This is a genomic window from Myxococcus sp. AB036A, assembly GCF_006547355.1.
In the GTDB taxonomy this organism is placed as follows: Bacteria; Myxococcota; Myxococcia; order Myxococcales; family Myxococcaceae; genus Myxococcus; species Myxococcus virescens.
Genome location: NZ_VHLC01000025.1, coordinates 18599 through 41747 on the forward strand (window position 1 = coordinate 18599; position 23149 = coordinate 41747).

Genomic DNA, 23149 nt, shown 5'->3' on the forward strand with positions numbered 1-23149 from the left:
GAGAGGGCCCCACCTTCCCCTGCCTGCGCCCGCCTGGCTGGCGGGCCCGGCGGCCCACTGAATGTATCGCCGCCAGATGTGCGGCGACACGCGCGGCCTTCCTGTATAGGGTCCGGATGGTCATGGCGAGGAAGTCCGACACACTCTCGGAAGAGGTCCTGCCCGAGGACGTCCGGCTCGAGGCTTCCCTGCGTCCGCGCTCGTTCGACGAGTACGTGGGCCAGGGGCCCGTCGTCGAAAAGCTCAAGGTCTACGTGCAGGCCGCGCGCAGCCGGGGCGAAGCCCTGGACCACTGCCTGTTCTCCGGCCCGCCGGGCCTGGGCAAGACGTCGCTGGCGCACATCATCGCGAACGAGCTGGGCGTGGGAATCCACGTCACGAGCGGCCCGGCCCTGGAGCGCAAGGGGGACCTCGCGGGCCTGCTCACCAACCTCGACGCGCGCGACGTGCTCTTCATCGACGAAATCCACCGCCTCAACGCCGCCGTGGAGGAATACCTCTACCCGGCCATGGAGGACTTCCGGCTGGACATTACCATCGACACCGGGCCCGCCGCCCGGGCGATGAAGATTGATTTGCCGCCCTTCACGTTGATTGGCGCCACCACGCGCACCGGCCTGCTCACCTCGCCGCTGCGCGACCGGTTCCAGATTCAGGAACGGCTGGAGTACTACGACGCCAAGGCCCTGGAGAGCATCCTCCACCGCTCCGCGCGCATCCTGGGCATTCCCCTGGACAAGGACGCCGCGCGCGAGGTGGCCAGCCGCTCGCGAGGCACGCCGCGCATCACCAACCGGCTGCTGCGCCGGCTGCGTGATTTCGCGGAGGTGGAAGGCAATGGCAGAATCACCCTGGAGCTGGCGCAGAAGTCGCTGGACAGGCTCGGGGTGGACGCCAGCGGCCTGGACTCCATGGACCGCAAGATTCTGCTGACCATCCTCGACAAGTTCGGCGGCGGCCCGGTGGGCGTGGAGACCATCGCCGCCAGCGTGGGCGAGCAGCGCGATACCATCGAGGACGTGTACGAGCCCTTCCTGATGCAGGAAGGTTTCCTCCAGCGTACGCCGCGGGGCCGGATGGCCACGCACCGCACGTACCAATATTTCAAGAAGCAACCACCGCCCACGCCCCAGGGCAGCCTCTTCTGAGATGCCATGAGCCAGGACACGCCTTCCTCACCGCCCCGCGTCCCCCGCGACTTCTACGCCGACCTGATGCGCGCTTCCCAGACGTCGCGCGCCGGCTTCCTCGCCGAACGCGAGCGCTGGCTGCGCGGCGTGCCCGTGGAGGGGCGGGAGGAGCTGCTGTTCGAGTTCGAGATGCTGCTGCGCGCGGTGGAGCGCTACCTCAACCTCAACACGGTGGTGGACGCGCGCGACAGGCCGCTCGTCACGCGTGACTTCCGCGAGGAACTGGCGGACGTGCGCGACGCCATGGACCGCGCCATCCGCGTCGCGCGCCACCTGCAGGACCCGGACAGCGACCAGAAGATGGTCTTCCGCAAGTACGTGGAGACCCAGCTCGCGGACGACCGCGTCCGGCGCGCGCTCATCGAAGAGCAACTGGATCAGGAGACGCCGCCCGAAAGCCTCTTCGTGCTGCGCGAGGCCTTCGACGCGCTGAAGAACCTGCTGGACCACTTGCTCAAGCTGCCGGCGGCGAACCTCGGCCTGTTCCAGGACGTGGGCAAGCTGTCCCTGCGGGAAATCGTCCTCAACCGCTACTTCCGTCCCTTCCGCCCGTTGGAGTTCCGCGTCGAATACGACCGGCTCCGTTCAGTGCGGCTGCTGGACACGCTGGTCACCCTCCAGGAGGAGCAGCGCACCGCCTTCACCACCGCCTTCCTGGGCCTCTTCCGGCTGCTGCATTACCTGGCCTACGTGGACGCAGAGGAGCAGCCGCCCTTCTCCCGCCGTGTGCGCGTGCTGCTGGCGCTGGTGCGCAGTGAGGCCACCGCGCTGGCGTCGTGGATGCACTCGGAGCTGTCTCCGAAGGCCGGCTCCAAGTCCCTGCAGGCCGCCACGCTGCGCGCCGCGCGCGACATCGCCCGGGAGACGGAGCGCGTGGCCCGCGAGGTGCTGGTCAACCTGGACCGCGACGCGGAAGCCCCCCTGCGCGCCGCGTCCGCCTTCACGGCGGTGCTGCGCACGCAGGTGGTGGCGCTGGTGGAGGCGCTGGCGCCCAACGGGGGGCTGGCCGACGGCGTCTTCGACGAACTGATGAGCCCGCAGGAGGCGGCGCTGCGCCTGCGCAAGGACCTGTGGGTATACGCCCAGCTGTGTCGGGCCGCGGAGTCCCACTTGCGCGCCGAGGACGTCCCCGCCGCCGAGCGCGCGCTGGACGCCCTCAAGGGCTTCCTGGGCTACTTCCACGACGGCAGCTACCAGCTGCTGCGCTACGGCGACTACGACGCCTTCGACCGCTTCACCTCGCTGCTGGTGGAGCTGCCCTGGCCTCCAGAAGGGCCTGGCATCCGCGCCCGCCTTGGCGAGGACCTGCGGCGCTTCATCCAGACGCTGGAGTCCACCTTCCACTCCGTCAGCCGCCGCACGCACCTCCAGGGCCGTGGCTTTGATCGCCAGGACGCAGAAGCCCTGCGGGACAGGTTCCTCACCACCCCCGCACGCTGATACAGCCCCGTCGCGGTGCTACTGCCCACCCCGCATGACAGCCCCTGTGTGGGAGGTGTTGTCACGGCGGGTGTTTGCGTCGTTGAGTTCCTTGCGCTATGGACGCGCCCGTGTTGCATGGAAGACAGGGGTTGGTGAGGAGGGGGAGGGCGAGGGGATGCCAAGGACGGGGATGACAAATCCCCGACATCGGTGTCGCGGTTCAGGAGGGAATCAGCAATCCGCCACGGGGGGAGGGGCGCCAGGCCGGAACCGGTGCCCCTGATGACGCACGAAAAAGCCAAGCAACTCCAAGGGGTTGGAGCTGAATTTCAAACCCGTGGCGCTGCCAGGCATGTCACAGGGAAGTGGCATGCTGATTGCTGGACTCGCGCGTCACATCAGACCACTGATGAACGTTTCCAGCCCTCCGGCGGGTCTGGAGCGGAAGCTCCGCAGCACCGAGAAGCCACGAGGCGACACCCACAATGCGACCGTCCTCCTACAACCAGCGCACTCTCTCGAAGATCGCCTCCCTGCAGGGCGTGGGACTCCACTCGGGTGCCCGGGTGACCCTCACCCTGCGCCCGGCGCCCCCGGGGCATGGCATCGTCTTCGTGCGCACGGACCTCGCCCGCCCGGTGAGCATCCCCGCGCTGGCGGAGTACGTGGTGGACACGTCGCTGGCCACGACGCTGGGCCGTGACGGTGTCCGCGTGGGCACGGTGGAGCACCTGATGGCGGCGCTGGCCGGCATGGGCATCGACAACCTCCGGGTGGAGCTGGACGGTCCGGAAGTCCCCATCATGGACGGCAGCGCGGCGCCCTTCGCGGCGCTCATCCAGAGCGCGGGCGTGCGGGAGCAGGAGGCGCCCAAGGAGCTGCTGGTCATCCGCAAGGCGGTGTCGGTGGTGGACGGCGACAAGCAGGCCTCGCTCACGCCGGCCCGGCACTTCCGCATCAGCTGCACCATCGACTTCGAGCACCCCGTCATCCAGGGCCAGTCCTTCGACCTGGACTTCGGTGACCGGGACTTCGCCCGTGAGATTTCCCGCGCGCGCACCTTCGGCTTCCTGCGGGACGTGGAGAAGCTGAAGCAGATGGGCCTGGCCCGGGGCGGTTCGCTGGAGAACGCCATCGTCGTGGACGAGGTCTCCATCCTCAACCCGGACGGGCTGCGCTTCCCGGACGAGTTCGTTCGCCACAAGATCCTGGACGCCATCGGCGACGTGTCGCTGTTCGGCCGGCCCGTCATTGGCCACATGACGGCGTACAAGACGGGCCACGCGCTCAATCACAAGTTGGTGCGCAAGGTGATGTCCGACCCGAGCTGCTACGAAATCGTTCCCGCCCGCCGCCGCGAGCTGGAGGGCATGGGATTGGGCTTCTCTGGACTCGCCGGCGCGCTGGACTTCGAGCCGCTTGTCGCCTGACGTCATTAACTTGCAGGTCCGGTAAGGCTCGGCTAAGTGGGCGGGATATGCTCAACCGTCCCACCCGCGTCATCCTCGCCGCGCTCCTGGCGGCCACCTTCACCGCCGGCTGTAACAAGGAGAAGGCGCCGGCCACCGCTCCCGCGGCGCAGCAGGCCGCAGGTGAGCCCTCGCCGGACACTGTCGTCGCGACGTTCGGCGACGGGCAGAAGATCACCTACAAGGAACTCAACGAGCGCCTCCAGGAGCCGCTGGCCAACCTGGAGAAGCAGAAGTCGCAGCTCCTGAAGCGTGGCCTGGACGGCATGGTGACGGAGAAGCTCGTGGATGCCGAGGCCAAGAAGCGTGGCCTCTCCCAAGAGGCGTACCTGAAGGCGGAGATCGACGACAAGGTCCCCGCGCCCACCGAGGAGCGCATCAAGGAAGTCTACGACGGTGCCGCTGGCCAACTGCCCGAGGGTTCCACCTACGAGCAGATGAAGCCGCAGATCGTGGAGTTCCTGACGCAGCAGCCGAAGCAGGAGCGCGCGCAGGCCCTCTTCGAGGAGCTGCGCAAGTCCGCCAATGTCAAGCTGACGCTGCCGGAGCCGCCGCGTCCCCCGGTCGTCCGCAAGCAGGTGGCCGCCACGGGCGCCGCCAAGGGTGGACCTGAGGGCGCGCCCGTCACCATCGTCGAGTTCAGCGACTTCCAGTGCCCGTTCTGCAGCCGCGCCAACCCGGCGCTGGCGCAGGTGCAGCAGGAGTACGGCGACAAGGTCCGCATCGTGTTCCGCCACTTCCCGCTCGACTTCCACAAGGAGGCGCCGAAGGCCTCCGAGGCCTCGCTGTGCGCGGGCGATCAGGGCAAGTTCTGGGAGATGCACGACCTGCTCTTCGCCAACCAGCAGGCGCTGGGCGTGGACTCCCTGAAGAAGTACGCCGCTGACCTCAAGCTGGACACGGCGAAGTTCAACGCCTGCCTGGACTCGGGTGAGAAGGGTGCCATCGTTCAGAAGGACCTGGCCGAGGGCAAGCAGGCGGGCGTGTCTGGCACCCCGGCCTTCTTCATCAACGGCATCCTGCTGTCCGGCGCGCAGCCCTTCGAAGAGTTCAAGAGCATCATCGACGCGGAGCTGAACGCGCCGAAGAAGTAGTCCCCGGCAGTTGGAGAGGTGGGCAGTGGCGACACGACCCAAAGCCACGCCCCGCCTCATGGGTGATGCGGCATCGCTCGACCTGGAGCGGCCGCTCTCCCAGGGGTTGTCCCCCTCCCGTCCCCTCCAGGCCTGGTTCCACGGGCCGGAGGGGATGGTCCTCCTCCAGGAGCCGCCCGGCTTCGCTGGCTTCCTCGCCGGCAGCCTGCGCACCCTGTCGGTGGAGGAAGTCTTCGCCCACGTCCTGTCCGGCATCCGCAGCGGCCTGCTGGCGGTGCAGCACGCCACGGGGCGCCGCACGGTGTCCTTCCGGGACGGGCAGGTGGTGTTCGCCACCTCCACGGAGCGCTGGGAGCGGCTGGGCGCGGCGCTGCTCCGCCTGGGCTTGCTGACGCAGGCGCAGCTGACGCAGGCCCTGTCGCGCGTGACGCCGTCGCGCCGCATTGGCCAGGTGCTGACGTCGGAAGGGCTCGTCTCCGAGGCCAACCTGTACAGCGCCATGACGTACGTGGTGCGTGAGGTGGTGCTCAGCCTCTTCGAACTGGAGGACGGCAGCTTCGTCTTCGTCGAAGGCCCCGCGCCGATGGCGGACGTGGTGAAGCTGCCCGAGCGCACGCGGGACCTGGTCCTCACCGGCATCAAACGGGCGGAGCTGGTGTCGCGCCTGCGTCGGCGCTTCCCGGACGACACGCGCGTCACGCTGGGGCCTGAAGGACCGCTGCCTGGTGAGTCGCGGTTGTTCGCCAGGCTGGCGGACGGGCTGCCGCTGGCCAGCCTGCGCGCGTCCTATGAAGGCGGCCCGCACGCCTTCTACACGTGGCTGGAGGAAGCCGTGCGCGGCGGCAACGTGGCCGTCCACCCCGCAGCGCCGCCTCCGGCGCAGGCGCCCGCCGTGGAGGGCATGGCCTGGGAGCTGCTGTCCGCGGAGGAGCGCTACAACCTGCTGTTGTCCCTGGTGCACCGGGCCCTGCGCGAGGCCGGAAAGGACACGGACCTGCTGCGCGGCTTCCTCGACGCGCCGCCGCAGGGCCTGGAGGACGCGTACGCCGGGGTGACGCTGGCGGCGGACGGGCGCGTGGACGTGGCGCGGCTGAGGGCCAACCTCTCCACGGGAGGCGAGGCGGTGGGCCGGGCCCTCACGTTGGAGGCCCTGGACGCCATCGTGTCCTATGCGCTGTTTTCAGCGCGCAACGTCCTGCCCGTAGACGTGGCGGAGCGGCTGTCCAACACCTACCGCACCCTCCAAGGAGGACTGGCCTAGGGGTTCGCCCGTGCCCACGTTCGCCGTCACGGCGTTCGGGGCGGGGAGCGGGCATGGTCGCGATGCGGAAGTGGGTGTGGGGACTCCTGGCGCTGACGACGGCTTGCGGTGGCGCTCGCCAGGCGATGAAGCACGGCGGGACCGGCGGCTCCGGGGCCGCCCCATCAGCGGAGGCCGCGAGTGAGGACAGCCGCTCGACGACGCGCCGCTACGTGGACGAGGACCTGGGCTTCGAAATCATCCGGCCCACGGCGGACTGGCAGCTGGACGAGACGAATGAGCGCACGCCGGAGGGGCTCGCCATTCCCGTCATCCTCCGTCACAACGTCTCCGGGGCGCAGGTGGTGTTGCAGGTGGCGCCCGCGGTGGCCTCTCCCACGCAGTTCGCGGAGCGGCTCACCGAAGGGCTCCGCCAGCACCCGGGCTTCACCACCACGGACCCGGCGCCCATTCCGCTGTCGGACACCGCGGTGGGCTTCGATTTCCAGGTGGGGGATGGCGTGCACGGCAAGGTGGCCGTGCGTGAAGGCATCCCCGGGCGCGTGTTGATGATGCTGGCCACCTGGCCGGCGCAGGCCGCGGCGGACGTGCCCCAGAGCGTGGATGCGCTCATCCAGGGCGTCCGCCCGCTCGCGGGGCCAGTGACGGCGTGGAAGGTGCCCCAGCGCTGAGGGCGCCCCTTCATCCGGGACGCCCTCTGGCTGGAAGGCCGCGCTACTTCGCGCGCTTCCGGGCCGGCCTGGCCTTGCTGGCCTTGGGCTCGGGCGCCGCTTCTACGGGCGCGGTGTCCTGCGTCTGCGCGCGCATGCGGACGTACTCCACCAGGGTGCGCACGCCCACGCCGGTGCCGCCCTTGCCCAGGTAGCCACGCTCCTTGGGGCTGCTCGCCGGACCCGCGATGTCCAGGTGCACCCACGGCGTCTCGCCCACGAACTCGCGGAGGAAGATGGCGGCGTTGATGGAGCCACCCCAGCGCTCGCCGGAGTTCTTCATGTCGGCGACCTCGGAGCGCAGGGCGTCCTTCTGCATGTCGCTGATGGGCATGCGCCACATCTCCTCGCCCGCGGTGCGCGCGGCCTGGAGCACCTGCGTCACCGTCTCCTCGTGGTCGCCGAAGGCGCCGACGATGTAGTTGCCCAGCGCGACGACGCAGGCGCCCGTGAGCGTGGCCAGGTCGATGATGGCGGCCGGCTTGTGCTCGGTGGCCCACGTCAGGATGTCGCCCAGCACCAGGCGGCCTTCCGCGTCCGTGTTGGTGATCTCCACCGTCTTGCCCAGGCGCGAGGTGAGGATGTCACCCGGCTTGTAGGCATTGCCGGCCGGCATGTTCTCGCACGCGCCGATGAAGGCGTGCACGGGGAAGGGCGGCTTGAGCGCGGCGATGACCTTCATGGCGCCCAGCACCGCGGCCGAGCCCGCCATGTCCGTCTTCATGTCCACCATGCCGTCCGTCGGCTTGAGCGACAGGCCGCCCGAGTCGAAGGTGACGGCCTTGCCCACCAGCGCCAGCGGCGGCTGCTTGGCGTCGCGCGCGTTCTTGGGCGTGTACGTCAGGTGGATGAGGCGAGGCTCCTCGGTGCTCCCCGCGGTGACGCCGAGGAACATGCCCATGTCGAGCTTCTCGATGTCGCGGCGGCCGCCGATGGTGGCCTTCAGCCCGCCTTCCTTCGCGGCCTGACGCGCGGCCTCGGCCAGCACCGTGGGCGTCACCGCGTTGGGCGGCTCGTTGACGAGGTCGCGGGCCCAGTTGGTCGCCTCCGCGACGCGCTGCGCCAGCGTCAGCGCGTCATCGAGCTCGCGCGTGCGCTCCGTGGCCTCGGGGAGCACCAGGAACACCTTGCCCAGCTTCGCGGCGCCCTTCTTCTCCTCGCGCGCGGAGGACTTGTACTTGTCGAAGCGGTAGACGCCCAGCGCCACGCCTTCCACCACGGCGCGCACCGCGTCCTGCGCGGACTCGGTGGCCGGCAGGGCGAACGCCACCGAGGTGACCTTGAGCCGCTGCGCCGTCTTCGCGGCGCGGCCGGCGGCCAGCCGCAGCACTTCCGGGTGGAAGCGGGCGCGGTTTCCCAGGCCCAGCAGCAGCACGCGCTCGGGAGACGTGCGCCCCAGGGTGTGCATCACCAGGCTCTGGTCCGCGCGTCCCTTGAAGCCCTCCTGGGTGGCGGCGCCGCGCAGGCGTCCTTCCAGGGCGCCGTCCGCCGAGGAGAGGGAGGACGGGGCGCTGTCTCCCAGCTCGCCCTCGAAGAGGGGAATGACGAGCAGGTCGCCGCTCGTCCGTGTGGCATCGCCGGAGACGAAGCTGAAGTTCATGGGCCGTGGAACTCCTGAACAGTGAAAAGGCTTGGGCTGGTGGAAAGGGCGCGGACTGTAACGCCCGCCCTGTTACACGCAAAGCGTTGGATTTCATTCGAGCATTGCATTGCTTCGTTGCACTGGGTAGCAGTGTGGGGAATGCCCACGCTGCTGATGCATCTGACCGCCATTGAACGGATGGCCGCCAACCCGGGCGAGCTGCCGGCGGATTGGGTGCGTGCGCTGTCGGAGGACCTGCCGTATGCGCGCTTCGGCGCCGCGCTGCCAGACCTCCCGTTGTGTGAAGGCATCCGGGGCGGGCTCGCCGCCTTCCTGCCCGAACGGGAGCTGCCGCACTTCGCGCGGCTGTACCATGAGCGCGCCCCGGTGGGCTTCGGGCTGAAGATGGCGGAGCTGGTGGCCTCCGGCGCGTTGGTGGGCACCGAGCCTGGCCTCGCGGTGCTCGCGGGGTACTTTACGCACCTGTGCCTGGACCGCCGTCTGTATCCGGTGGTGGACAGGTTGGTGGTGCGACACCGCCGCCGCGGTGAGCGTGCCCTGGAGGCGCACCGCGACATCGAATGGGCGCAGACGCTCTTCTATCTGCGTGAGCTGCACGGCATGGAGCTGCTCGGCACGCCGCGGGTGCGGGAGAAGTGTCAGGTGGTGAAGAGCCTGGGCTTCCCATGGCGGGGCATTGGCGGCGGCCTCTACGAGCTGGTCCGTTTGTCCTCACAGGAGCGTGTGGGCCAGGCGCCCAGCAAGTCGGAGGTCGATGGCTGGGTGCGCGGCCTGTACGTCTCCGGTCTCTTCCTTTCAAGTCCCATGGGCCGCGCGCGCGCGTTGCCGGCCTATGCGCGGCTGTCGTTCCAGGAGCTCTACCGCAACGACACGTTCGACTTCGCCGCGGAGGTGGAAGGCACGCTGGAGACGGCGCGTGGCGTCCTGCGTCGGTTGCACGGCTACATGGCGAGGGGCACCTTCACGCCCCGTACGCGAGCCCGCTTCCTGGAGGCCTTCCCCGAAGGGACGCTGGGCGCACGGGCGGCGTGACACCTGCAGAGCAGGCGTCCTGGCGAGCCCGATTCCCCTCGGGGAATGGCGCTGTCCGAAGCACGAGGCCGCTCCTATCCTCGAAGAGGAATGACGGTCCTACTCCTCATCGCGGTCGGTGCACTCGCGGGTACCTTGGGTGCGATGCTCGGCATCGGAGGCGGAATCGTCCTGGTGCCCGCGCTGGTGCTGGGGTTCGACATTCCCTTGGAGCAGGCCATCCCCGCGAGCCTCATGTGCGTGGTGGCCAGCTCGTGCTCCGCCGCCGCGGGCTATGTGCACAAACACCTGAGTGACATCCGCCTGGGCCTGTCGCTGGAACTGGCGACGGTGCTGGGCGCCATCGCTGGTGGCATGGTGGCCGCCATGGTGGCGCCGGCGATGGTGGCGGTGGTGTTCGGGCTCTTCACGCTCTACGTGTCGCTGCAGATGTTGCTGCTGCGTTCGCCGCGCCAGGAGCCCGCCGCGATGGACGACTACGTGCCCGCCAACTACCCGCTGGGCATCTCCGGTTCCTTCGTGGCCGGTGGCCTGTCCTCGCTGTTGGGGGTGGGCGGAGGACCGCTCAAGGTGCCGCTGATGGCGTACGGCATGCACGTGCCGTTCAAGGTGGCCAGCGCGACGAGCAACCTGATGATTGGCGTCACGGGCGCCGCGAGCGTTGCCGCATACGCGTTGAGGGGCCATCTGAAACTGGCGCTGGTGTCACCGTTGGTGGTGGGTGTCCTGGGAGGCGCATATGTGGGCAGTCGGCTGATGCCGAGGGTGCCCACGGCGGTGCTCAAGCGTTTGTTCGCGGTGGTGTTGCTGGTGGTCGCGGGACAGATGCTGTGGAAGGGAGGGGAGGGATTGTGGCCGAGCATCCTGAAGTGAGTGAACCCGAGGAGGCACGCGCGGCATGTGCTTCCGTGTCGGCGGTGACAGCGGAGCATCCCGCCGTCGCGCGCAACGTGGCAGTGACGGGAGGGGCCGCGTCGCTGACGCCCCCCATGGACGGGGCGCCCATGGCGCAACCGGACGCGGGGGCGGCGGAGCAGGTGCGGCATCATCACCGTGAGCGCGCGGTGGTGGGGGACCGGTGGATCGCACGGGTGCTGCGCGTCGGCGCGGTGGTCAGCGGCGGAATGTTCGTCCTGTCGCTGGGGCTGGAGGCCATGCCCCAATCCGAGCGCGTGCATGTCGCCATCGACTTATTGCGAAAGGGCGCCGCGTCCCTGCTATTGGTGACGCCCGTGGCGCGGCTCGCGGTGGCGGGCACGTTGCTGGGCCTGCGCGGGGAGTGGCGCTACATGGTGATGGCCGCGGGCGTGCTGGGGCTGCTCGCCATCGCGGTGGGCACCGGCATCCAAGCCTAGGAAGAGCGCGTGTGACGGCGCTCTCCCCGGTGTCAGGGAGGAGCGCTCACACGCCGCGCGCGGTGAAGTGGGCCAGGATGTTTTGGACCTTGGCCACTTCGCCCGTCTGACCCAGATCCCCGTAGAGGGGAATCAGCGTCTCGAACTGCTTGCGGGCCGCCGCGAAGTCCTGCTGGTAGTAGCAGGACAGGCCCAAGTCCCAGCGGGCGCGGGCCTCGTACGCGTGGTCGTGCACCTCCTGGTACAGCTCCACCGCGCGGAGCAGGTGCGGGCGCGCACCTTCGTGGTTGCCGAGGAGCCCCTCGGACTCGCCCAGCAGCAGGTGGCCCAGCGCGAGCGCCTCCGGGTCCTCGCCCTGCTCCAGCAGGGGCACCGCCTCCAGGAAGCGCTTGCGCGCGGGCTCGTAGTCGCCCTTCTCCATGCGGATGTCGCCGATGTCGATGAGCAGCCGCGCCACCCGCTCCGTGTTTCGCGTCTGGCGCAGGAGGATGAGCGCCTCCTGGTATTTCTCCTCGGCGGCCTCTGGCTGGCCCAGCGAGCGCAGGGACTCGCCGATGCAGGCGCGGGCCAGGGCCTCGCCCTCACGGTCCTTGGACTCGTTGAAGAGCATGGCGGCGCGGGCAATCTGCTCGATGGCGCCGCGGTGATCCTCGAAGTTCGCCTTCACCACGCCCAGTCCCATCAGGGCCTGCGCCTGGCCGGGCTTGTACTGGGCCTCTTGGAACTTCTCGAGCGCCTCTTCGTAGAATTGCCGGCTGGCGGCGTGGTCCTCCAGCAGACCGTGCAGCTCGGCCAGGTTCACCAGCCCCTGTCCCACCTCGGTGGGCGAGCCGGTGATGCGCAGCGGCGCCAGCGCGTTCTTCTGCTTCTGGATGGCGTCGAGGATGTGGGTGCGTTGGGTGTCTTCGGGCGGGTGGTGCATGGGGGCCTCAGGCGTCGCCACCCTTGCGGCGGCGGGAGGTCTTGTCCAACGAATCGTCCTTCTCGCTCCCGTGAGTCCCGTTGGCGGCCACGGCCAGGGAATGGGCGCTGGGGTGCCGGTCCTTCTCCACCTTGTCGGCCTTTTCGTGGACGAGGATGGGGGAGAAGAAGCAGTCCTTCTTCGTGTACTCGTCGAAGGCGAAGGCGAAACGGTAGCTGGCCGCCGCGCGCTGGTTGCAGTCGGTGCGCTCGCAGAAGCGGCAGGAGATGCCGGACGGAATGGCGTCCTTGCGCAGGTCCGTCGTGGGCAGGCCGTATGCCAGGTACTTGGCGTTCTCCGCGTGGGTGCCCAGGCCGATGGAGTACGCGGTGCCCTTGACGATGGAGCCCTCAATCGGCTGGAGCTGCACCTTGGCGAAGCAGAAATAGGCGGTGCCGTCCGGCATGATGGAGTACTGCCGCGTCAGTTGGGACGGGTTGAGGAAGGCCAGGTGCACGGCCCACTTGGCGCAGCTGCCGCCGCCGGAGGCGAAGCGGATGCCGGTGCCGCTGTAGCGCTTGGAGATGTTGCCGGCGATGTCCGCGCGCAGGAAGTGGAACGGAAGCCCGGGGCGCTTCGGGTCCGACAGGTTGCACAGGCGGTGGGCCACCGTCTCGTAGGTGGAGCCGAAGATGCTCGACAGCAGCTCCACGTCGTAGCGGGTGCGCTGGACCTCCTTGAAGAAGTCCCCGTAGGGCAGCATCAGCGCGCCGGCGAAGTAGTTGGCCAGGTTCACCTTGATGAGCCGCTGCGTCTCGCCGTGGCGCATGCGGCCCGAGTCCAGCACGCGCTCCAGCAGCTTCTCGCGGTCCATCACCAGCAGGCCAATGGACGCGGCAATCTGGAACTTCAGCGGCTGTTCGGTGAGGAAGGGCGACAGCGTCAGCGTCCGCTCCTCCGGGTCCAACCGCCGCACCACGGATGAGCCGGAGGGGGATGGGTCGTCGAAGAGGACGCGGTAGCCGAAGCGCTCCTCCAGGAGCCGGATGAGCTGGCCGCTGGTGATCTGCCGCTCCAGCCGCACGTCGCGGCGCAGCGCGTCCGCCTGCTCTTCCAGCTCCGGGAAGTAGTTGCGGTGCTTCTCCAGGAAGTCGCTGACCTCGTCGAAGGGCGAGTAGTCGAAGCGCACGCCGGGCGAGGTGCCGTTGCCCGGGCCGCCCTGGGCGCGCGTGCGCTCCTCGACGTTGAGCTGTGCGAGCACGTTCTCCAGCTGCGTGCGGGTGTTCTTGTAGAGGTTGAAGAGCGCCGCCACCGTGCCCGCGAGCTTCGGCTCCGCGGAGAGGGACTGGAGCGACTCCGGGTCGATGTCGAGGCTCTTGAGGAGCGGCTCGTCCAGCAGCTTCGCGAGCGCTTCGTCCACGCGGCCTTCGCCCAGCGTGGACATGAACTGCTCGGGGTCCTGGTCGAAATAGCGCAGGGCCTTCCAGAGCAGGGGGAAGGGCATCACCCGCTTCCCCTTCTCGATGAGGTTCAGGTACGCGGGGGAAACGCCCAGGTCCTTGGCTGCGTCCGCCTGCTTGATGTTCCGTGCAAGGCGCAGTCCCCGAAGCTTCAGGCCCACGTTGGCGTTCAGTGCGTTGTCGTTCATGGCCGGGTGCGTTGACGCCTTCGGCGATCGCGAATGGCCGCGCGCGCCTCGGGCTCTTTACCCACTCTGCAAATCGATTTACCGATTTGCAATGATCCTTTTCATCCACGAGGACCCCTGTCGGCCCTGCGACGGACCGGCTGGACCGCGGTCGGAGCCGGGGTGCCTGCTACATTGAACCTCTTGAAATCACTGCCCTTTGGGGCGTGTGGGGAACCTGTCGTCACGCTCGCTACAGCGCCTTGTCAAGAATTTACTGCTGCACTGCGGCATAGGCGAAACGCGTTTCGGTAAAGGGAAAAACGCCGGTTTACAAGAACAGTCCGGGGCTCGGGTGCGATCGAAGGTGGGGGCTGAGCGGGGCGCACGCTGCCAGGGGACGATTCACCTTCGGCGTGTCATGGGCGAACCTTCGCCGCTTATGGACGGTGGGCATGGAGGGCCGCGAAGGTGGAGCAGGGCACCGCTGCGCATGCGTGGCCGAGCCGCCGCCGTCATCCTGCTCGGCCTGTCGCTGATGTCGTGTCAGGCGCCGCTGCGCCACCACCCCAGGGAGGATGCGGCGGCGCTGCGCTACAACCTCACCTACGTGCGCGAGCCGGAGCACGCGGTGGACGTGGAGGTGGTGCTGGTGCGAGGCACGCCACGCGAGTTCCTCTTCAGCCAGCCGGGCGCCGTGACGACGGTGTCCGCGCACCGGGAGGATGGGGGCGTCCAGACGTTGCCCGTCCAGGAGGGCCGCGTCTTGCTGCCACGGGGGACGCGCTTCTTGCGCTACCGCTACGCGCTGGACGCCTCCATTCGCGAGCGCGGCCCGGACTTCTTCCAGGGCTCCGGAGACGGCGATGCGCGCCACGTCGCGGGCCGCGCGTACCTCATCCGGCCGCGGGTGGTGAAGCCGGGCCTTCGCGTGGAGCTGTCGCTGGTGGGCACCGACGCATTGCTGCCGTGGCAGCCCGGGGAGAATGGCGTGTACCGGCTGCGCGGCGAGGACCTGGTGGACTCGGGCTTCCACGGCTTCGGCGGCCGCCGGTGCCAGGTGCGCCTGCCGGACGCGGTGCTGGACGTGGCCATCCTGGGACACTTCACGCACCTGAGCGACACGGCCGTCTGCACCTGGTTGGGCAAGGCCGCGGAGGAGGTCCGCACCGTGCGGCGCGCCTTCCCGCATCCGCGCATCACCGTGCGGGTCATCCCCGCGCCCGGGCACGACGGGCCCAGCGTCTTCGGCATGGTGCGCTGGAGTTCGCCGCCCAGCATCTCCATCAGCGTGGGGCAGGAGGCGCGGCCGGAGGACTTCGCGCGGGACTGGGTGGCCGTCCACGAGATGCTGCACCTGACCCATCCTGTCTTCGTGCCCCGCGTGCCGTGGCTGTCGGAGGGGCTGGCCACCTACTACACGGAGGTCGCGCGTGCGCGCTCCGGACGGCAGGACTCGCGGCGCGCCTGGGAGGAGCTGCTGGGCGGCTTCGCTCGGGGGCTCGAGGGCAATGACACGCGAACCATGCAGGAGGCCGTGTCTCAAGACAGCTTTTCGCTCGCTGTCTATTGGACGGGAGCGCTCTTCGCGTTGCATCTGGATGTGGAATTGCGCCGTATCACTGGAAACACGCGCGGGCTGGATGACGTGCTGGAGTTGCTCGCGGCTCGCGGCAGTTCCTCGACCTTCGGGGCATTCGGTGCCGCGGTGGATGCCGTCGCGGGACAGCCGCTGTTCAATGCTCTGCTGGAGCGGCACTTGCCGCAGCCTGCTTTTGCGGAGCAGGCCGGTCTGCTAGAAGCGCTGGGTGTCCAGGAAGGACCCAACGGCGTCTCGCTGGTACCTGCTCGAGACAGTCTGTTGCGTGATTCGGTGGTCGGTCGGCGCAGCCACGGCGAAACACCCTGAATGCAACCGCGACCTCCACACAACACCCCCCACGCAGTACCGAAAGGAAGTCTCATCCATGAACGTCAAGGCGCTTGCAGCGGTTGTCGGCACCCTGTCCCTGGCCGCGCTGGCCACGGGTTGTGCGACCAAGAAGTCGGCGGAGATGGAGCCCGCCACGGCCGAGGAGACTGGCGCGGAGAGCAGCGGCGCCACGGAGTCGCAGGAGGCCGCTCCGGCCGCGACCGAGGAGAAGGGCGCCGAGGGTAGCTGTGGCGCCGGCTCGTGCGGCTCCGGCTCCTGCAGCGGCCAGAAGAAGGAGTAGTTCCGCCGGACGGAAGTTCCGAGGGCCTGGTGAAGGCCGGGCCCTCGTTGCCGGGCGGTTGAGCAGCGCCACCGCCGCCCGGGTTGTTTCCCATGTTTCGAGAGGGCTTCTGCCGTGGTGACGTACGCACAGCGACATGGGCTGAAGCCGCTGGGCGCGGGCATCGGGCTGCGCAGGAGCTTCTATGCGGAGCTGCCGCGCACCGAACGGACGCTCGACTGGGTGGAGATCATCCCGGAGAACTTCCTGTCGCTGGGTGGGCGCTCGCAGCGCGCGCTGGACGCATGCGCGGAGCGGTGGCCCGTGTTGGCCCACGGCGTGGGGTTGAACATCGGCGGCCCGGACGCGCTGGACGACGACTATGTCCGGGGACTGGCGACACTGGTGAAGCGGGTGGACGCGCCCTTCTTCTCCGACCACCTCTGCTTTTCGCGGTTGGACGGTGTGTACCTGCACGACTTGCTGCCGCTGCCGTTCAGCGAGGCCGCTGTCGAGCACGTGGTGCCTCGCGTGCGCGAGGTGATGGACCGGGTGGGCCGTCCCTTCCTGCTGGAGAATCCCAGCTACTACGCGCGGATGCCCGGAGGCACGTTGCGGGAAGCGGACTTCCTCCGCCGCGTCGTGGAGCAGGCGGACTGTGGGCTGCTGCTGGACGTGAACAACGTCTACGTCAACGCGCGCAACCATGGCTACGACGCGCGGGCCTTCGTGGATGCCCTGCCGCTGGAGCGCGTGGTGCAGATTCACCTGGCCGGCCACACCTGCTACCCGGACGTCATCGTCGACACGCATGGCGACCGCGTCTGTGACGACGTGTGGTCGCTCTACCGCTACGTGCTGGCGCGCACCGGGCCGGTGGCGACGCTCATCGAGTGGGACCAGGACCTTCCTTCCCTGGACGCGGTGCTGGACGAGGCGGACATTGCGCGAGCATCGCTGCGGGAGGTCGCCGGCCCATGAAGCCGTCCCTGCGCGACTTCTTCGACAGCATGGGGGACTACCTCGCCGAGCCCGGCCCGGAGTCGCTGGCCGCGCTGTACGCGAGGCACCCGGGGTGGGAGGCGCCGCGCGAGCGGGTGTCGCTCTACGGCGGCTTCGTGCTCGGCCATGTGCGCTCCGCGCTGGACAAGGTCTTTCCGCTGACGCGCCAGGCCCTGGGGCAGGACGCCTGGGACGACCTGGTGGTGGCCTTCACGCGGACGCGGCCCTCTCGGCACCATGAGCTCAACCACCTGTGCGAAGGCTTTCCCGCGTTCCTCGCGGACGCGGCGGCCTCGCGGGGGTTGGCGCCCTTCGTGCCCGCACTGGCCCGCTTCGAGTGGACCGACTTCGCGGTGTTCGCGTCCCTGGAGCCTTCGCCCGAGCGCGTGGCGCGGCTGACGGCCAATCCCACCCTGGTGGTGCTGGAGCACGACTTCCACCTCTGCGCGTACGTGCGGGCCCGAGGCGCCGCGACGTCACCGAAGGCAGGCGCGGAGCTGGCGCTGCTGTGGCGCCACCCGGAGCAGTTGAAGACGCTCTACATGGCCGCCACGCCACCGGCGCTGCTGGTGTTGAAGATGGCGGTGGAAGGGCTGGCCCTGGCGGACGTGGTGGCGGCCACGGGCATGGCGGAAGCCGACCTGCGCGCGACGGTGGCGCGCTTCGGCCGCGACGGACTGGTGTTCCTCCCGGACGACAGCGACGGGGAATGAAGGGCCCGCGCTGTCTGGGCGCTCAGTGCCACGGGTACGTCACCAGACCTCTCGCCGTGCCCACGTAGCGCGGTCCTCCCGGAGCCACCAGCAGGGCGCTCACGTCCGGGTCCGGCAAGCCCTCTTCCGTTCCGAAGTGGGTGGCGATGTCTGCTGACACGTCATAACGCACCAGCCCGTTCTTCGTGCCGGCCCAGAGGATGTCCCGGGTGCGCGCGTCCACGGCCTGCCGTTCGAAGTGGAGCGTGCGAATCTCCTCGTCCTGCAGTCTCCAGGGGGCGTCGCGCAGCGCGGGACCGGGTTGCCCCAGCGCGCTGAAGCCCTTCCTCGTGCCGGCGAACACCTGGCCCTCCGGCCCCACGGCCACGGAGAGGACGTCGTCATCGGGGATGGCGGGCGGAGCGTGAAGCCGCACCGAGACGTCGGCGAGCCCGGGCTCGAAGTCGTCGTCCGCCCAGATGGTGATTTCCGCCAGGCCGTCCGACGTGGCCGCCCAGGCCGTCACGCGTTCCGGGCTGGAGTCCGGGGAGATGGCGAGCTGGCGCACCTCGCGTCCCTCCAGCAGGCGGCGGCCTCCCACGGTGCCCGCGCGTCCTCCGGATGCGGGGTCGCTCGCGCGTGTGAGGACCAGGCCCCGGCGGGTGCCCAGCAGCAGCACGTCCGGGGATTCCCATGCGGCCACCGCGGTCACCGCCGCGCCCGTGGCCCCCAGCATGGCGCCCGCGTGCCGGGTGCAGGTGCGCTGGACGCACCGGAGCACGCCGCCGCCGTCGGTGCCCACGAAGAGCACGTTGCCACCTTGAAACGCATGGAGCGACAGGGCCGGGGCATTCACGTCCAGCACCGTCGTGGACGCACGCTCCGCATACACGCGGGAAGAAGTGCCATCCGCGTAGCGGAGCCCGTCCGGGGTGAGTGCCAGAGCCACCACGGGCCGCTGCGCGTCCGGGACGTCCTCCATCAACCGCGCGCGTCCCAGCGGCAGCACCGTGAAGGACGTCGCCGCGCGGCTCATCGCGCCGTCGTGGTCGGTGGCCGCCAGCACCGTCGTATGGCGACCGGCGAGGGGGAAGGTGAGGGTGGCGGTGGGCACCGGCTGCGCGACCGGCAAGAGGCTCCCCGCCAGGTTGTCCAGCCACGCCAGCTCCGCGATGTGGCCCTGGGGGGCGGCGGGCCTCGCGAAGCCGGTGAGGACCACGGGTTGCCCCTCCATGCATGGGCCTCTGCTGCAATCCAGCAGTCCTTGCATCACGCTCTCCACCCGCACGTCGGGCGCGCCGTTCACGGTGACGGCCACGGCCGCCGCGCAGGCCAGTCCCCACGGGTCCGTCGCGGTGAGCGTCAGCACGTGGTGGCCGGGCGTGGACAGGCGGACGGTGTGCGTGCTCGGACCCTGGGCCAGTGCTCCGTCCCGCGAGGACACCCACGTGTAGCGCAGGCCGGTCCGCGCATCCTCCGCGTCCGACGCCGAACCCGTGAGCGTCAGCGGCACACCCGCGTTCACCACCGCGTTCGGAAGCGGTGCCTGGATGGAGCAGCCCGTGGGCGGCGTGTTGATGATGGCGCGCACCGGCCGTTCCACGCAGCCGCGCAACGCGGTGTCCTCCGGGTCCACGGCGCACGCGGACAACACCTGCGCACCGGCCAGGGACAGCACGGCGCTCACGGCTTCACCCGTGCCCAGGGGCGTGGGCTCGGCGCTGGTGGTCCAGATGGGCTCCACCGGTTGCTCCGTCTCCGGGTCCACGCAGTGGGCCCGCAGCCGGCTGGGGACGCCCACGAGCACGCGTGGATTCTCGGTCGTGGGGAGCTCCAGCTCGCACCGGGGCGGGAGGTTGGTGACCAGCCGCACCCGCACGCTGTCCGAGGCGGTGTTGCCGCGCCCATCCACCACTCGCGCCCTCACCGTGTAGACGCCGGGCGTGGTGAAGGCGTGTGTCAGGGCCGGGCCTCGGCCCAGCGGTTGCCCCGAGGGCGCGAGGCTCCACTCCACCGCGCCGTCCAGGTTGCCCGCGCCTCCCTCGGCGTGGAAGTCCTGGGCGGTGGCCGCGAAGCGGACGGAGGCGCCGTGGGGCGGGGCCTCGCCTTGCTTCACGAAGATTTCCGTGGGCTCGGGCCGGAGGATGCGCACGCTGGGGGCGCGCGTGGCGCGGACGGTGACGCGCACTTCGGCGGTGGCGGAGACCTTCGTGGCGGAGTCCACCGCGGTGCAGCGGAGGGTGTCCTCGCCGGCCACGGACAAGGTCGCCCGCACCACGTCGCCGGCAGGCAGCGGTCCGGACAGCGCGGACGTCCACTGCACCGCGCGCCCCTGGAGCCGCACGCCACGCTCCGTCATCGCCATGCACTCCAGGCCCAGCACCTCGCCGAGGTTGAAGGTGCTGCCCGGCGCGGGGTGCAGCACGGTGGCCACGGGAGCCCCCCGCGCGAGGACGTTCAGGTGGAGTGACGCGCTCGCGGCCAGTCCACCGGCGTCCACCACCGAGGCGGTCAGCCGCTGCGCTCCGGGTTCGCGGAAGGCGAGGGTGGCGCGCTCGCCGCGGGCCAGTTGCCCTTCGACGGAGGACACCCACAGCACGTTGGCGCCCAACGCTGCGCCTTCCTCCGCATCCTCGACGGTGGCCGCGAACTCCACGGCCTGGCCCACGCGCACCGGGATGATGTCCAGGGTGGGGCTGACTTCGAGCCGGGGAGGCGTGTTGTCCGGCGTTGACGGAGGGCGGGGGACTGGCCCACAGCCCCACAACGTGGCGGCGTACAGCGGGACCAGCACGAGGCGGAGCCGAGGAGGGCCTTGGCTCGCCACGGGGTCACGTCCCGGCCTGGCAGACGCGGCCCGCCGATGAATCCACGCACCGCCGGCTGCCCGGGCAATCGAGGTCCGTTGCGCAGGGCGCCGTGCAGGCCCCGCTGACACAGCGCCCTTCGAGCAGTCCCAGCTCGTGGCAGCTCGCGTCGTCGGTGCAGGGCGCGTCCATGCGCCGCAGGGCATGGCAGCCCGCGAAGTTCGCGGCATCCGGCAGGCACCGCCCGGACTGGCAGGTGAAGCCCGGCGCGCACTGTGCCGACCCAACGTCGTCCGGCGGGGCCTCGACGGAGGGGGGGACGTCATCGTCGCCGCCACACCGGGTGGCGCACGCGGCGCTTCCTTCGGGCAGCGCCTCGCAGTGCGCCCCTGCGGCGCATTGCCAGTCACCCGTGCAGGGCGCGCACAGGGGACCCGGGCCCTCGCAGCGGTTGCCCTTGCAGGTCAATCCCTCGCCGCAGTGCGAGTTGCCGAAGCACTCCAGGCACTTCTTGTTCGGCGCGCACACCAGGCCGTCCTCGCAGCCAATCTCCTGGCAGCCCAGGTCGAGGAGCGACTCGTCCACCACCAGGTCGACCTTGAGCTCCTTCTTCTCTCCCGGGCCCGCGCAGTCCTGGGCCTGGGTGGCTGGAAATCCCAGGGCCGTCACCGTCACCGTGTAGCAGCCGTCCGGAAGGGGCCCCACGCGCAGCCGCCCCCTCGCGTCCAGCAGCAGCCGCTGGAAGGGCGTGCCCTCCACGGACGCCTCCGCCGCGGACAGCCGGAAGCCGTTGGTCGTCTTCACGTGCAAGTCGAGGAAGCCCGCGGGCGTGGGCGCCACCGGTTGCACCTGGACGGACTGGCCTCCCAATACCCTCACCTGGACGCGGGCGGCCTTTTCGGTCGTGGCGATGATGAAGAGCTCCGCCATCCCCGTGGGCACGTCTTCCAGGGTGAAGCGCCCGTCCGCGTCGACAGGGCTGCTCACGCCGGGTTGGCCCACCAGCGACACCATGGCCACCGCGGGGTCGCTCTCCGTGAGCTGCCCATGCACGGTGCCCACCCGGAAGGGGGCGTTCTCCAGGTTGCCGCAGCCCGCGGCGCAGCAGGCCACGAGGGTGGCTACCGCGATGTGAATCGTCGAGCGCATCAGAATCGATATCCCGCGCCGGCCCAGCCACCCGTGAAACCCACGGCCTGCCCCTGCCCATCCACAACGACATACGTCAGCATGAACTGGGCCTGTGTCATCAGCTCCAGCCGCTCACCCACCCGCCACACGATGCCGCCCACGACGCCGGGGCTGACGGTAAAGAACCGCTGCCCGTTGACGGCGGCCTCTACGTCAAAGGACCGCCTGAGGTGCAGGCCGGCCACACGCGGCCCCGCGAACAACGTCAGCCGCTCCCAGCGCCACAGGTAGGGAAGGGCCACGCCCGCGGAGATGGTGGTGTAGCGGAAGGGCACCTCGCTGCCCGGCGTCAGCTGCAGGGCCCGGTCGCCGGTGCTGAAGGCCACGTCGAAGAGCAGTCCGAAATCCTGAAGCGGCTGGTCCTCCAGCCGCAATGACAGGGCGACTTCGGGGGACATGGGCAGCAGCTCCGCGCGGCTGCGGGCATCCGCGAAGCTGAACAGGCCGCCCAGCAGCGACAGCGAGCGCCGCGGGAAGGCCTCCGCCATCAGTCGCTCCAGGGGGAGACGGTCCCCCTGGCCCACCTCCACGTCGCGGCGCATGAGGACGGCGTCGCCCTTGGTCAGCTCCACCGTCCGCTTGCCGGGCGCCACCGCCGCGCCGCCGGGCAGGTCCGTGCGCTCCTCGCCGTCCACCTTGAGCGTGAAGCCGTCCAGGCGCGGGTTGTAGGAGAACAGCTCGGGGCGGCCCGTCCGGGTGATGCTGCCGGAGAGCACCACGGGGTCCGCGCCCACTTCCATGATTTCCGCCGACGGCCGCTGCCGCCCCTCGGTGAAGGCGAAGGTGCGGCGGCGTGCGTGGTCGTGGGCTTCAGTGGCAGTGACGGCGCCATCACCATTGCGGTCCGCCGCGCCGCTCAAGCCGTCGATGAGGAAGTGGGTGTAGATGTCGTTGCGCAGGCTCTCGTCCTCGCGCGCCGTCTCGCCCCAGTCGCAGGCGGCGAAGACCATGGACGCGCGCGACGACTCCTCCAGCGGCCGGGCGTAGAAGCCGGACTTGATGCCCTCCAGCTCCGCCTTCAATTCCTTGGGCAGCAACGACTTGCCGCTGCCGCTGTGGCAGGTGGCCAGCACCAGCATGCGGCGCCGGCTGGCCAGCCCGTCGAACTCCTCCTTCAGCGTGTCCATGCTCAGCGCCGTCTGGGGAATGTCCCGGTAGGCCGCGTCGCGGGTGACGAGGTAGCGCCGCAGCTCGCCCTTCGCGTCGCGCGCCAGCGTGCCGTGCGCGGAGAAGTAGACGACCACCACGTCGTCGGGCCGGCTCGCCTCCTTTTTGAGCTGCCGGAGCGCCGCGAGGATGGCCTCGCGCGTCGTCTCCTCGCGGCGGGTGAGCATGCGCACCTGGTCGAACCCGCCGCGCGCGGGGTCCTTCAGCGCGGCGCCCAGGTCATGGGCATCCTTGACGGTGTAGCGCAGCCCCTTCCAGCGCGGGTCGTCGAACGAGGCGATGCCCACCAGCAGGGCCATCCGGCGCGGCTTGTAGGCGCTGGACAGCGACGCTTCATCGAGCTTCAGCGGGACGAGTCCGCCCTTCTCCCCGGAGGAGGAGGGCGTCGCGCACGCGGCCAGGCAGGCCAGCAGGATGGGAAGGAGTCGCCTCAC

At 69.9% G+C, this 23149-nt stretch carries 19 protein-coding genes; 13 read left to right on the forward strand and 6 right to left on the reverse strand.

The genetic code is table 11. The features are described 5' to 3' along the window. The first annotated feature begins 116 nt into the window (after positions 1–116). From ruvB to FL344_RS13035, 6 genes are all read left to right on the forward strand, one after another. Positions 117–1148, forward strand: a complete 1032-nt coding sequence (gene ruvB, locus FL344_RS13010; protein ID WP_141594042.1) for a Holliday junction branch migration DNA helicase RuvB — start codon at positions 117–119, stop codon at positions 1146–1148. 6 nt (positions 1149–1154) lie between these two features. After that, positions 1155–2630, forward strand: a complete 1476-nt coding sequence (locus tag FL344_RS13015; RefSeq protein WP_090493223.1) for a hypothetical protein — start codon at positions 1155–1157, stop codon at positions 2628–2630. Between the two features lie 467 nt (positions 2631–3097). Beyond that, positions 3098–4042, forward strand: coding sequence for a UDP-3-O-acyl-N-acetylglucosamine deacetylase (gene lpxC, locus FL344_RS13020; protein ID WP_011554945.1), 945 nt, complete (start codon positions 3098–3100; stop codon positions 4040–4042). Positions 4043–4089: 47 nt separating this feature from the next. Further along, positions 4090–5175, forward strand: coding sequence for a thioredoxin domain-containing protein (locus tag FL344_RS13025; protein ID WP_141618750.1), 1086 nt, complete (start codon positions 4090–4092; stop codon positions 5173–5175). Between the two features lie 25 nt (positions 5176–5200). Beyond that, positions 5201–6436 (forward strand): DUF4388 domain-containing protein, encoded by a 1236-nt coding sequence (locus FL344_RS13030; RefSeq protein ID WP_141618751.1) that lies wholly within the window; start codon positions 5201–5203, stop codon positions 6434–6436. A 53-nt stretch (positions 6437–6489) separates the two neighbouring features. Continuing rightward, positions 6490–7107 carry a hypothetical protein gene (locus tag FL344_RS13035; protein WP_141618752.1) on the forward strand — a complete coding sequence of 206 codons (618 nt, stop codon included), beginning with the start codon at positions 6490–6492 and terminating at the stop codon, positions 7105–7107. Positions 7108–7150: 43 nt separating this feature from the next. Here FL344_RS13035 and FL344_RS13040 read toward each other — a convergent pair whose 3' ends face one another. After that, the gene (locus tag FL344_RS13040) at positions 7151–8746 is read right to left on the reverse strand and encodes a leucyl aminopeptidase (RefSeq protein WP_141618753.1); all 1596 of its coding nucleotides are present in this window, start codon (positions 8744–8746) and stop codon (positions 7151–7153) included. Between the two features lie 141 nt (positions 8747–8887). On the opposite strand from FL344_RS13040, the gene FL344_RS13045 reads away from it, so the two are divergent. The 3 genes from FL344_RS13045 (at position 8888) to FL344_RS13055 (ending at position 11136) form a co-directional block, all read left to right on the forward strand. Then, a complete protein-coding gene (locus tag FL344_RS13045) occupies positions 8888–9781 on the forward strand; it encodes a hypothetical protein (RefSeq protein WP_090493211.1) in 894 nt (297 codons plus the stop codon). A gap of 90 nt (positions 9782–9871) precedes the next feature. Further along, positions 9872–10654 carry a sulfite exporter TauE/SafE family protein gene (locus tag FL344_RS13050; protein ID WP_141592046.1) on the forward strand — a complete coding sequence of 261 codons (783 nt, stop codon included), beginning with the start codon at positions 9872–9874 and terminating at the stop codon, positions 10652–10654. Beyond that, positions 10651–11136, forward strand: a complete 486-nt coding sequence (locus tag FL344_RS13055; RefSeq protein ID WP_141592055.1) for a hypothetical protein — start codon at positions 10651–10653, stop codon at positions 11134–11136. The genes FL344_RS13050 and FL344_RS13055 overlap by 4 nt, the downstream gene beginning before the upstream one ends. 46 nt (positions 11137–11182) lie before the next feature. Here the strand turns inward: FL344_RS13055 and FL344_RS13060 are convergent, their stop codons facing one another. Both FL344_RS13060 and FL344_RS13065 read right to left on the reverse strand, forming a co-directional pair. Then, positions 11183–12058, reverse strand: coding sequence for a tetratricopeptide repeat protein (locus FL344_RS13060; protein WP_141618754.1), 876 nt, complete (start codon positions 12056–12058; stop codon positions 11183–11185). Between the two features lie 7 nt (positions 12059–12065). Further along, a complete protein-coding gene (locus FL344_RS13065; protein ID WP_141618755.1) occupies positions 12066–13685 on the reverse strand; it encodes a short-chain fatty acyl-CoA regulator family protein in 1620 nt (539 codons plus the stop codon). Positions 13686–13893: 208 nt separating this feature from the next. Between FL344_RS13065 and FL344_RS13070 the strand changes: the two genes are divergently transcribed. The 4 genes from FL344_RS13070 (at position 13894) to FL344_RS13085 (ending at position 17571) form a co-directional block, all read left to right on the forward strand. Further along, positions 13894–15573, forward strand: a complete 1680-nt coding sequence (locus FL344_RS13070) for a hypothetical protein (RefSeq protein WP_141618756.1) — start codon at positions 13894–13896, stop codon at positions 15571–15573. A 58-nt stretch (positions 15574–15631) separates the two neighbouring features. Continuing rightward, a complete protein-coding gene (locus FL344_RS13075) occupies positions 15632–15877 on the forward strand; it encodes a hypothetical protein (RefSeq protein ID WP_141592042.1) in 246 nt (81 codons plus the stop codon). Positions 15878–15991: 114 nt separating this feature from the next. After that, entirely contained in the window at positions 15992–16837 is an 846-nt protein-coding gene (locus FL344_RS13080; RefSeq protein ID WP_141618757.1) for a DUF692 domain-containing protein, read from the forward strand. Then, positions 16834–17571, forward strand: a complete 738-nt coding sequence (locus FL344_RS13085) for a DUF2063 domain-containing protein (RefSeq protein WP_141618758.1) — start codon at positions 16834–16836, stop codon at positions 17569–17571. The genes FL344_RS13080 and FL344_RS13085 overlap by 4 nt, the downstream gene beginning before the upstream one ends. A gap of 22 nt (positions 17572–17593) precedes the next feature. On the opposite strand, the gene FL344_RS13090 is transcribed toward FL344_RS13085, so the two are convergent. From FL344_RS13090 to FL344_RS13100, 3 genes are read right to left on the reverse strand one after another with little or no spacing between them, the layout of a single operon-like run. Then, the gene (locus FL344_RS13090; RefSeq protein ID WP_228564994.1) at positions 17594–20344 is read right to left on the reverse strand and encodes a PKD domain-containing protein; all 2751 of its coding nucleotides are present in this window, start codon (positions 20342–20344) and stop codon (positions 17594–17596) included. A 37-nt stretch (positions 20345–20381) separates the two neighbouring features. Beyond that, positions 20382–21506 carry a carboxypeptidase-like regulatory domain-containing protein gene (locus FL344_RS13095; protein ID WP_141618760.1) on the reverse strand — a complete coding sequence of 375 codons (1125 nt, stop codon included), beginning with the start codon at positions 21504–21506 and terminating at the stop codon, positions 20382–20384. Beyond that, on the reverse strand, positions 21506–23149 hold the full coding sequence (locus tag FL344_RS13100; protein ID WP_141618761.1) for a caspase family protein: 1644 nt from the start codon (positions 23147–23149) through the stop codon (positions 21506–21508). The genes FL344_RS13095 and FL344_RS13100 overlap by 1 nt, the downstream gene beginning before the upstream one ends.

What these genes read in the sequence shown, in the direction of transcription:
- FL344_RS13065 (WP_141618755.1), bottom strand. Translation starts at nt 13,685, where the DNA reads ATGAACGACAACGCACTGAACGCCAACGTGGGCCTGAAGCTTCGGGGA.
- lpxC (WP_011554945.1), top strand. Translation starts at nt 3,098, where the DNA reads ATGCGACCGTCCTCCTACAACCAGCGCACTCTCTCGAAGATCGCCTCC.
- FL344_RS13025 (WP_141618750.1), top strand. Translation starts at nt 4,090, where the DNA reads ATGCTCAACCGTCCCACCCGCGTCATCCTCGCCGCGCTCCTGGCGGCC.
- FL344_RS13085 (WP_141618758.1), top strand. Translation starts at nt 16,834, where the DNA reads ATGAAGCCGTCCCTGCGCGACTTCTTCGACAGCATGGGGGACTACCTC.
- FL344_RS13045 (WP_090493211.1), top strand. Translation starts at nt 8,888, where the DNA reads ATGCCCACGCTGCTGATGCATCTGACCGCCATTGAACGGATGGCCGCC.
- ruvB (WP_141594042.1), top strand. Translation starts at nt 117, where the DNA reads ATGGTCATGGCGAGGAAGTCCGACACACTCTCGGAAGAGGTCCTGCCC.
- FL344_RS13050 (WP_141592046.1), top strand. Translation starts at nt 9,872, where the DNA reads ATGACGGTCCTACTCCTCATCGCGGTCGGTGCACTCGCGGGTACCTTG.
- FL344_RS13035 (WP_141618752.1), top strand. Translation starts at nt 6,490, where the DNA reads ATGGTCGCGATGCGGAAGTGGGTGTGGGGACTCCTGGCGCTGACGACG.
- FL344_RS13040 (WP_141618753.1), bottom strand. Translation starts at nt 8,746, where the DNA reads ATGAACTTCAGCTTCGTCTCCGGCGATGCCACACGGACGAGCGGCGAC.
- FL344_RS13060 (WP_141618754.1), bottom strand. Translation starts at nt 12,058, where the DNA reads ATGCACCACCCGCCCGAAGACACCCAACGCACCCACATCCTCGACGCC.
- FL344_RS13095 (WP_141618760.1), bottom strand. Translation starts at nt 21,506, where the DNA reads ATGCGCTCGACGATTCACATCGCGGTAGCCACCCTCGTGGCCTGCTGC.
- FL344_RS13015 (WP_090493223.1), top strand. Translation starts at nt 1,155, where the DNA reads ATGAGCCAGGACACGCCTTCCTCACCGCCCCGCGTCCCCCGCGACTTC.
- FL344_RS13075 (WP_141592042.1), top strand. Translation starts at nt 15,632, where the DNA reads ATGAACGTCAAGGCGCTTGCAGCGGTTGTCGGCACCCTGTCCCTGGCC.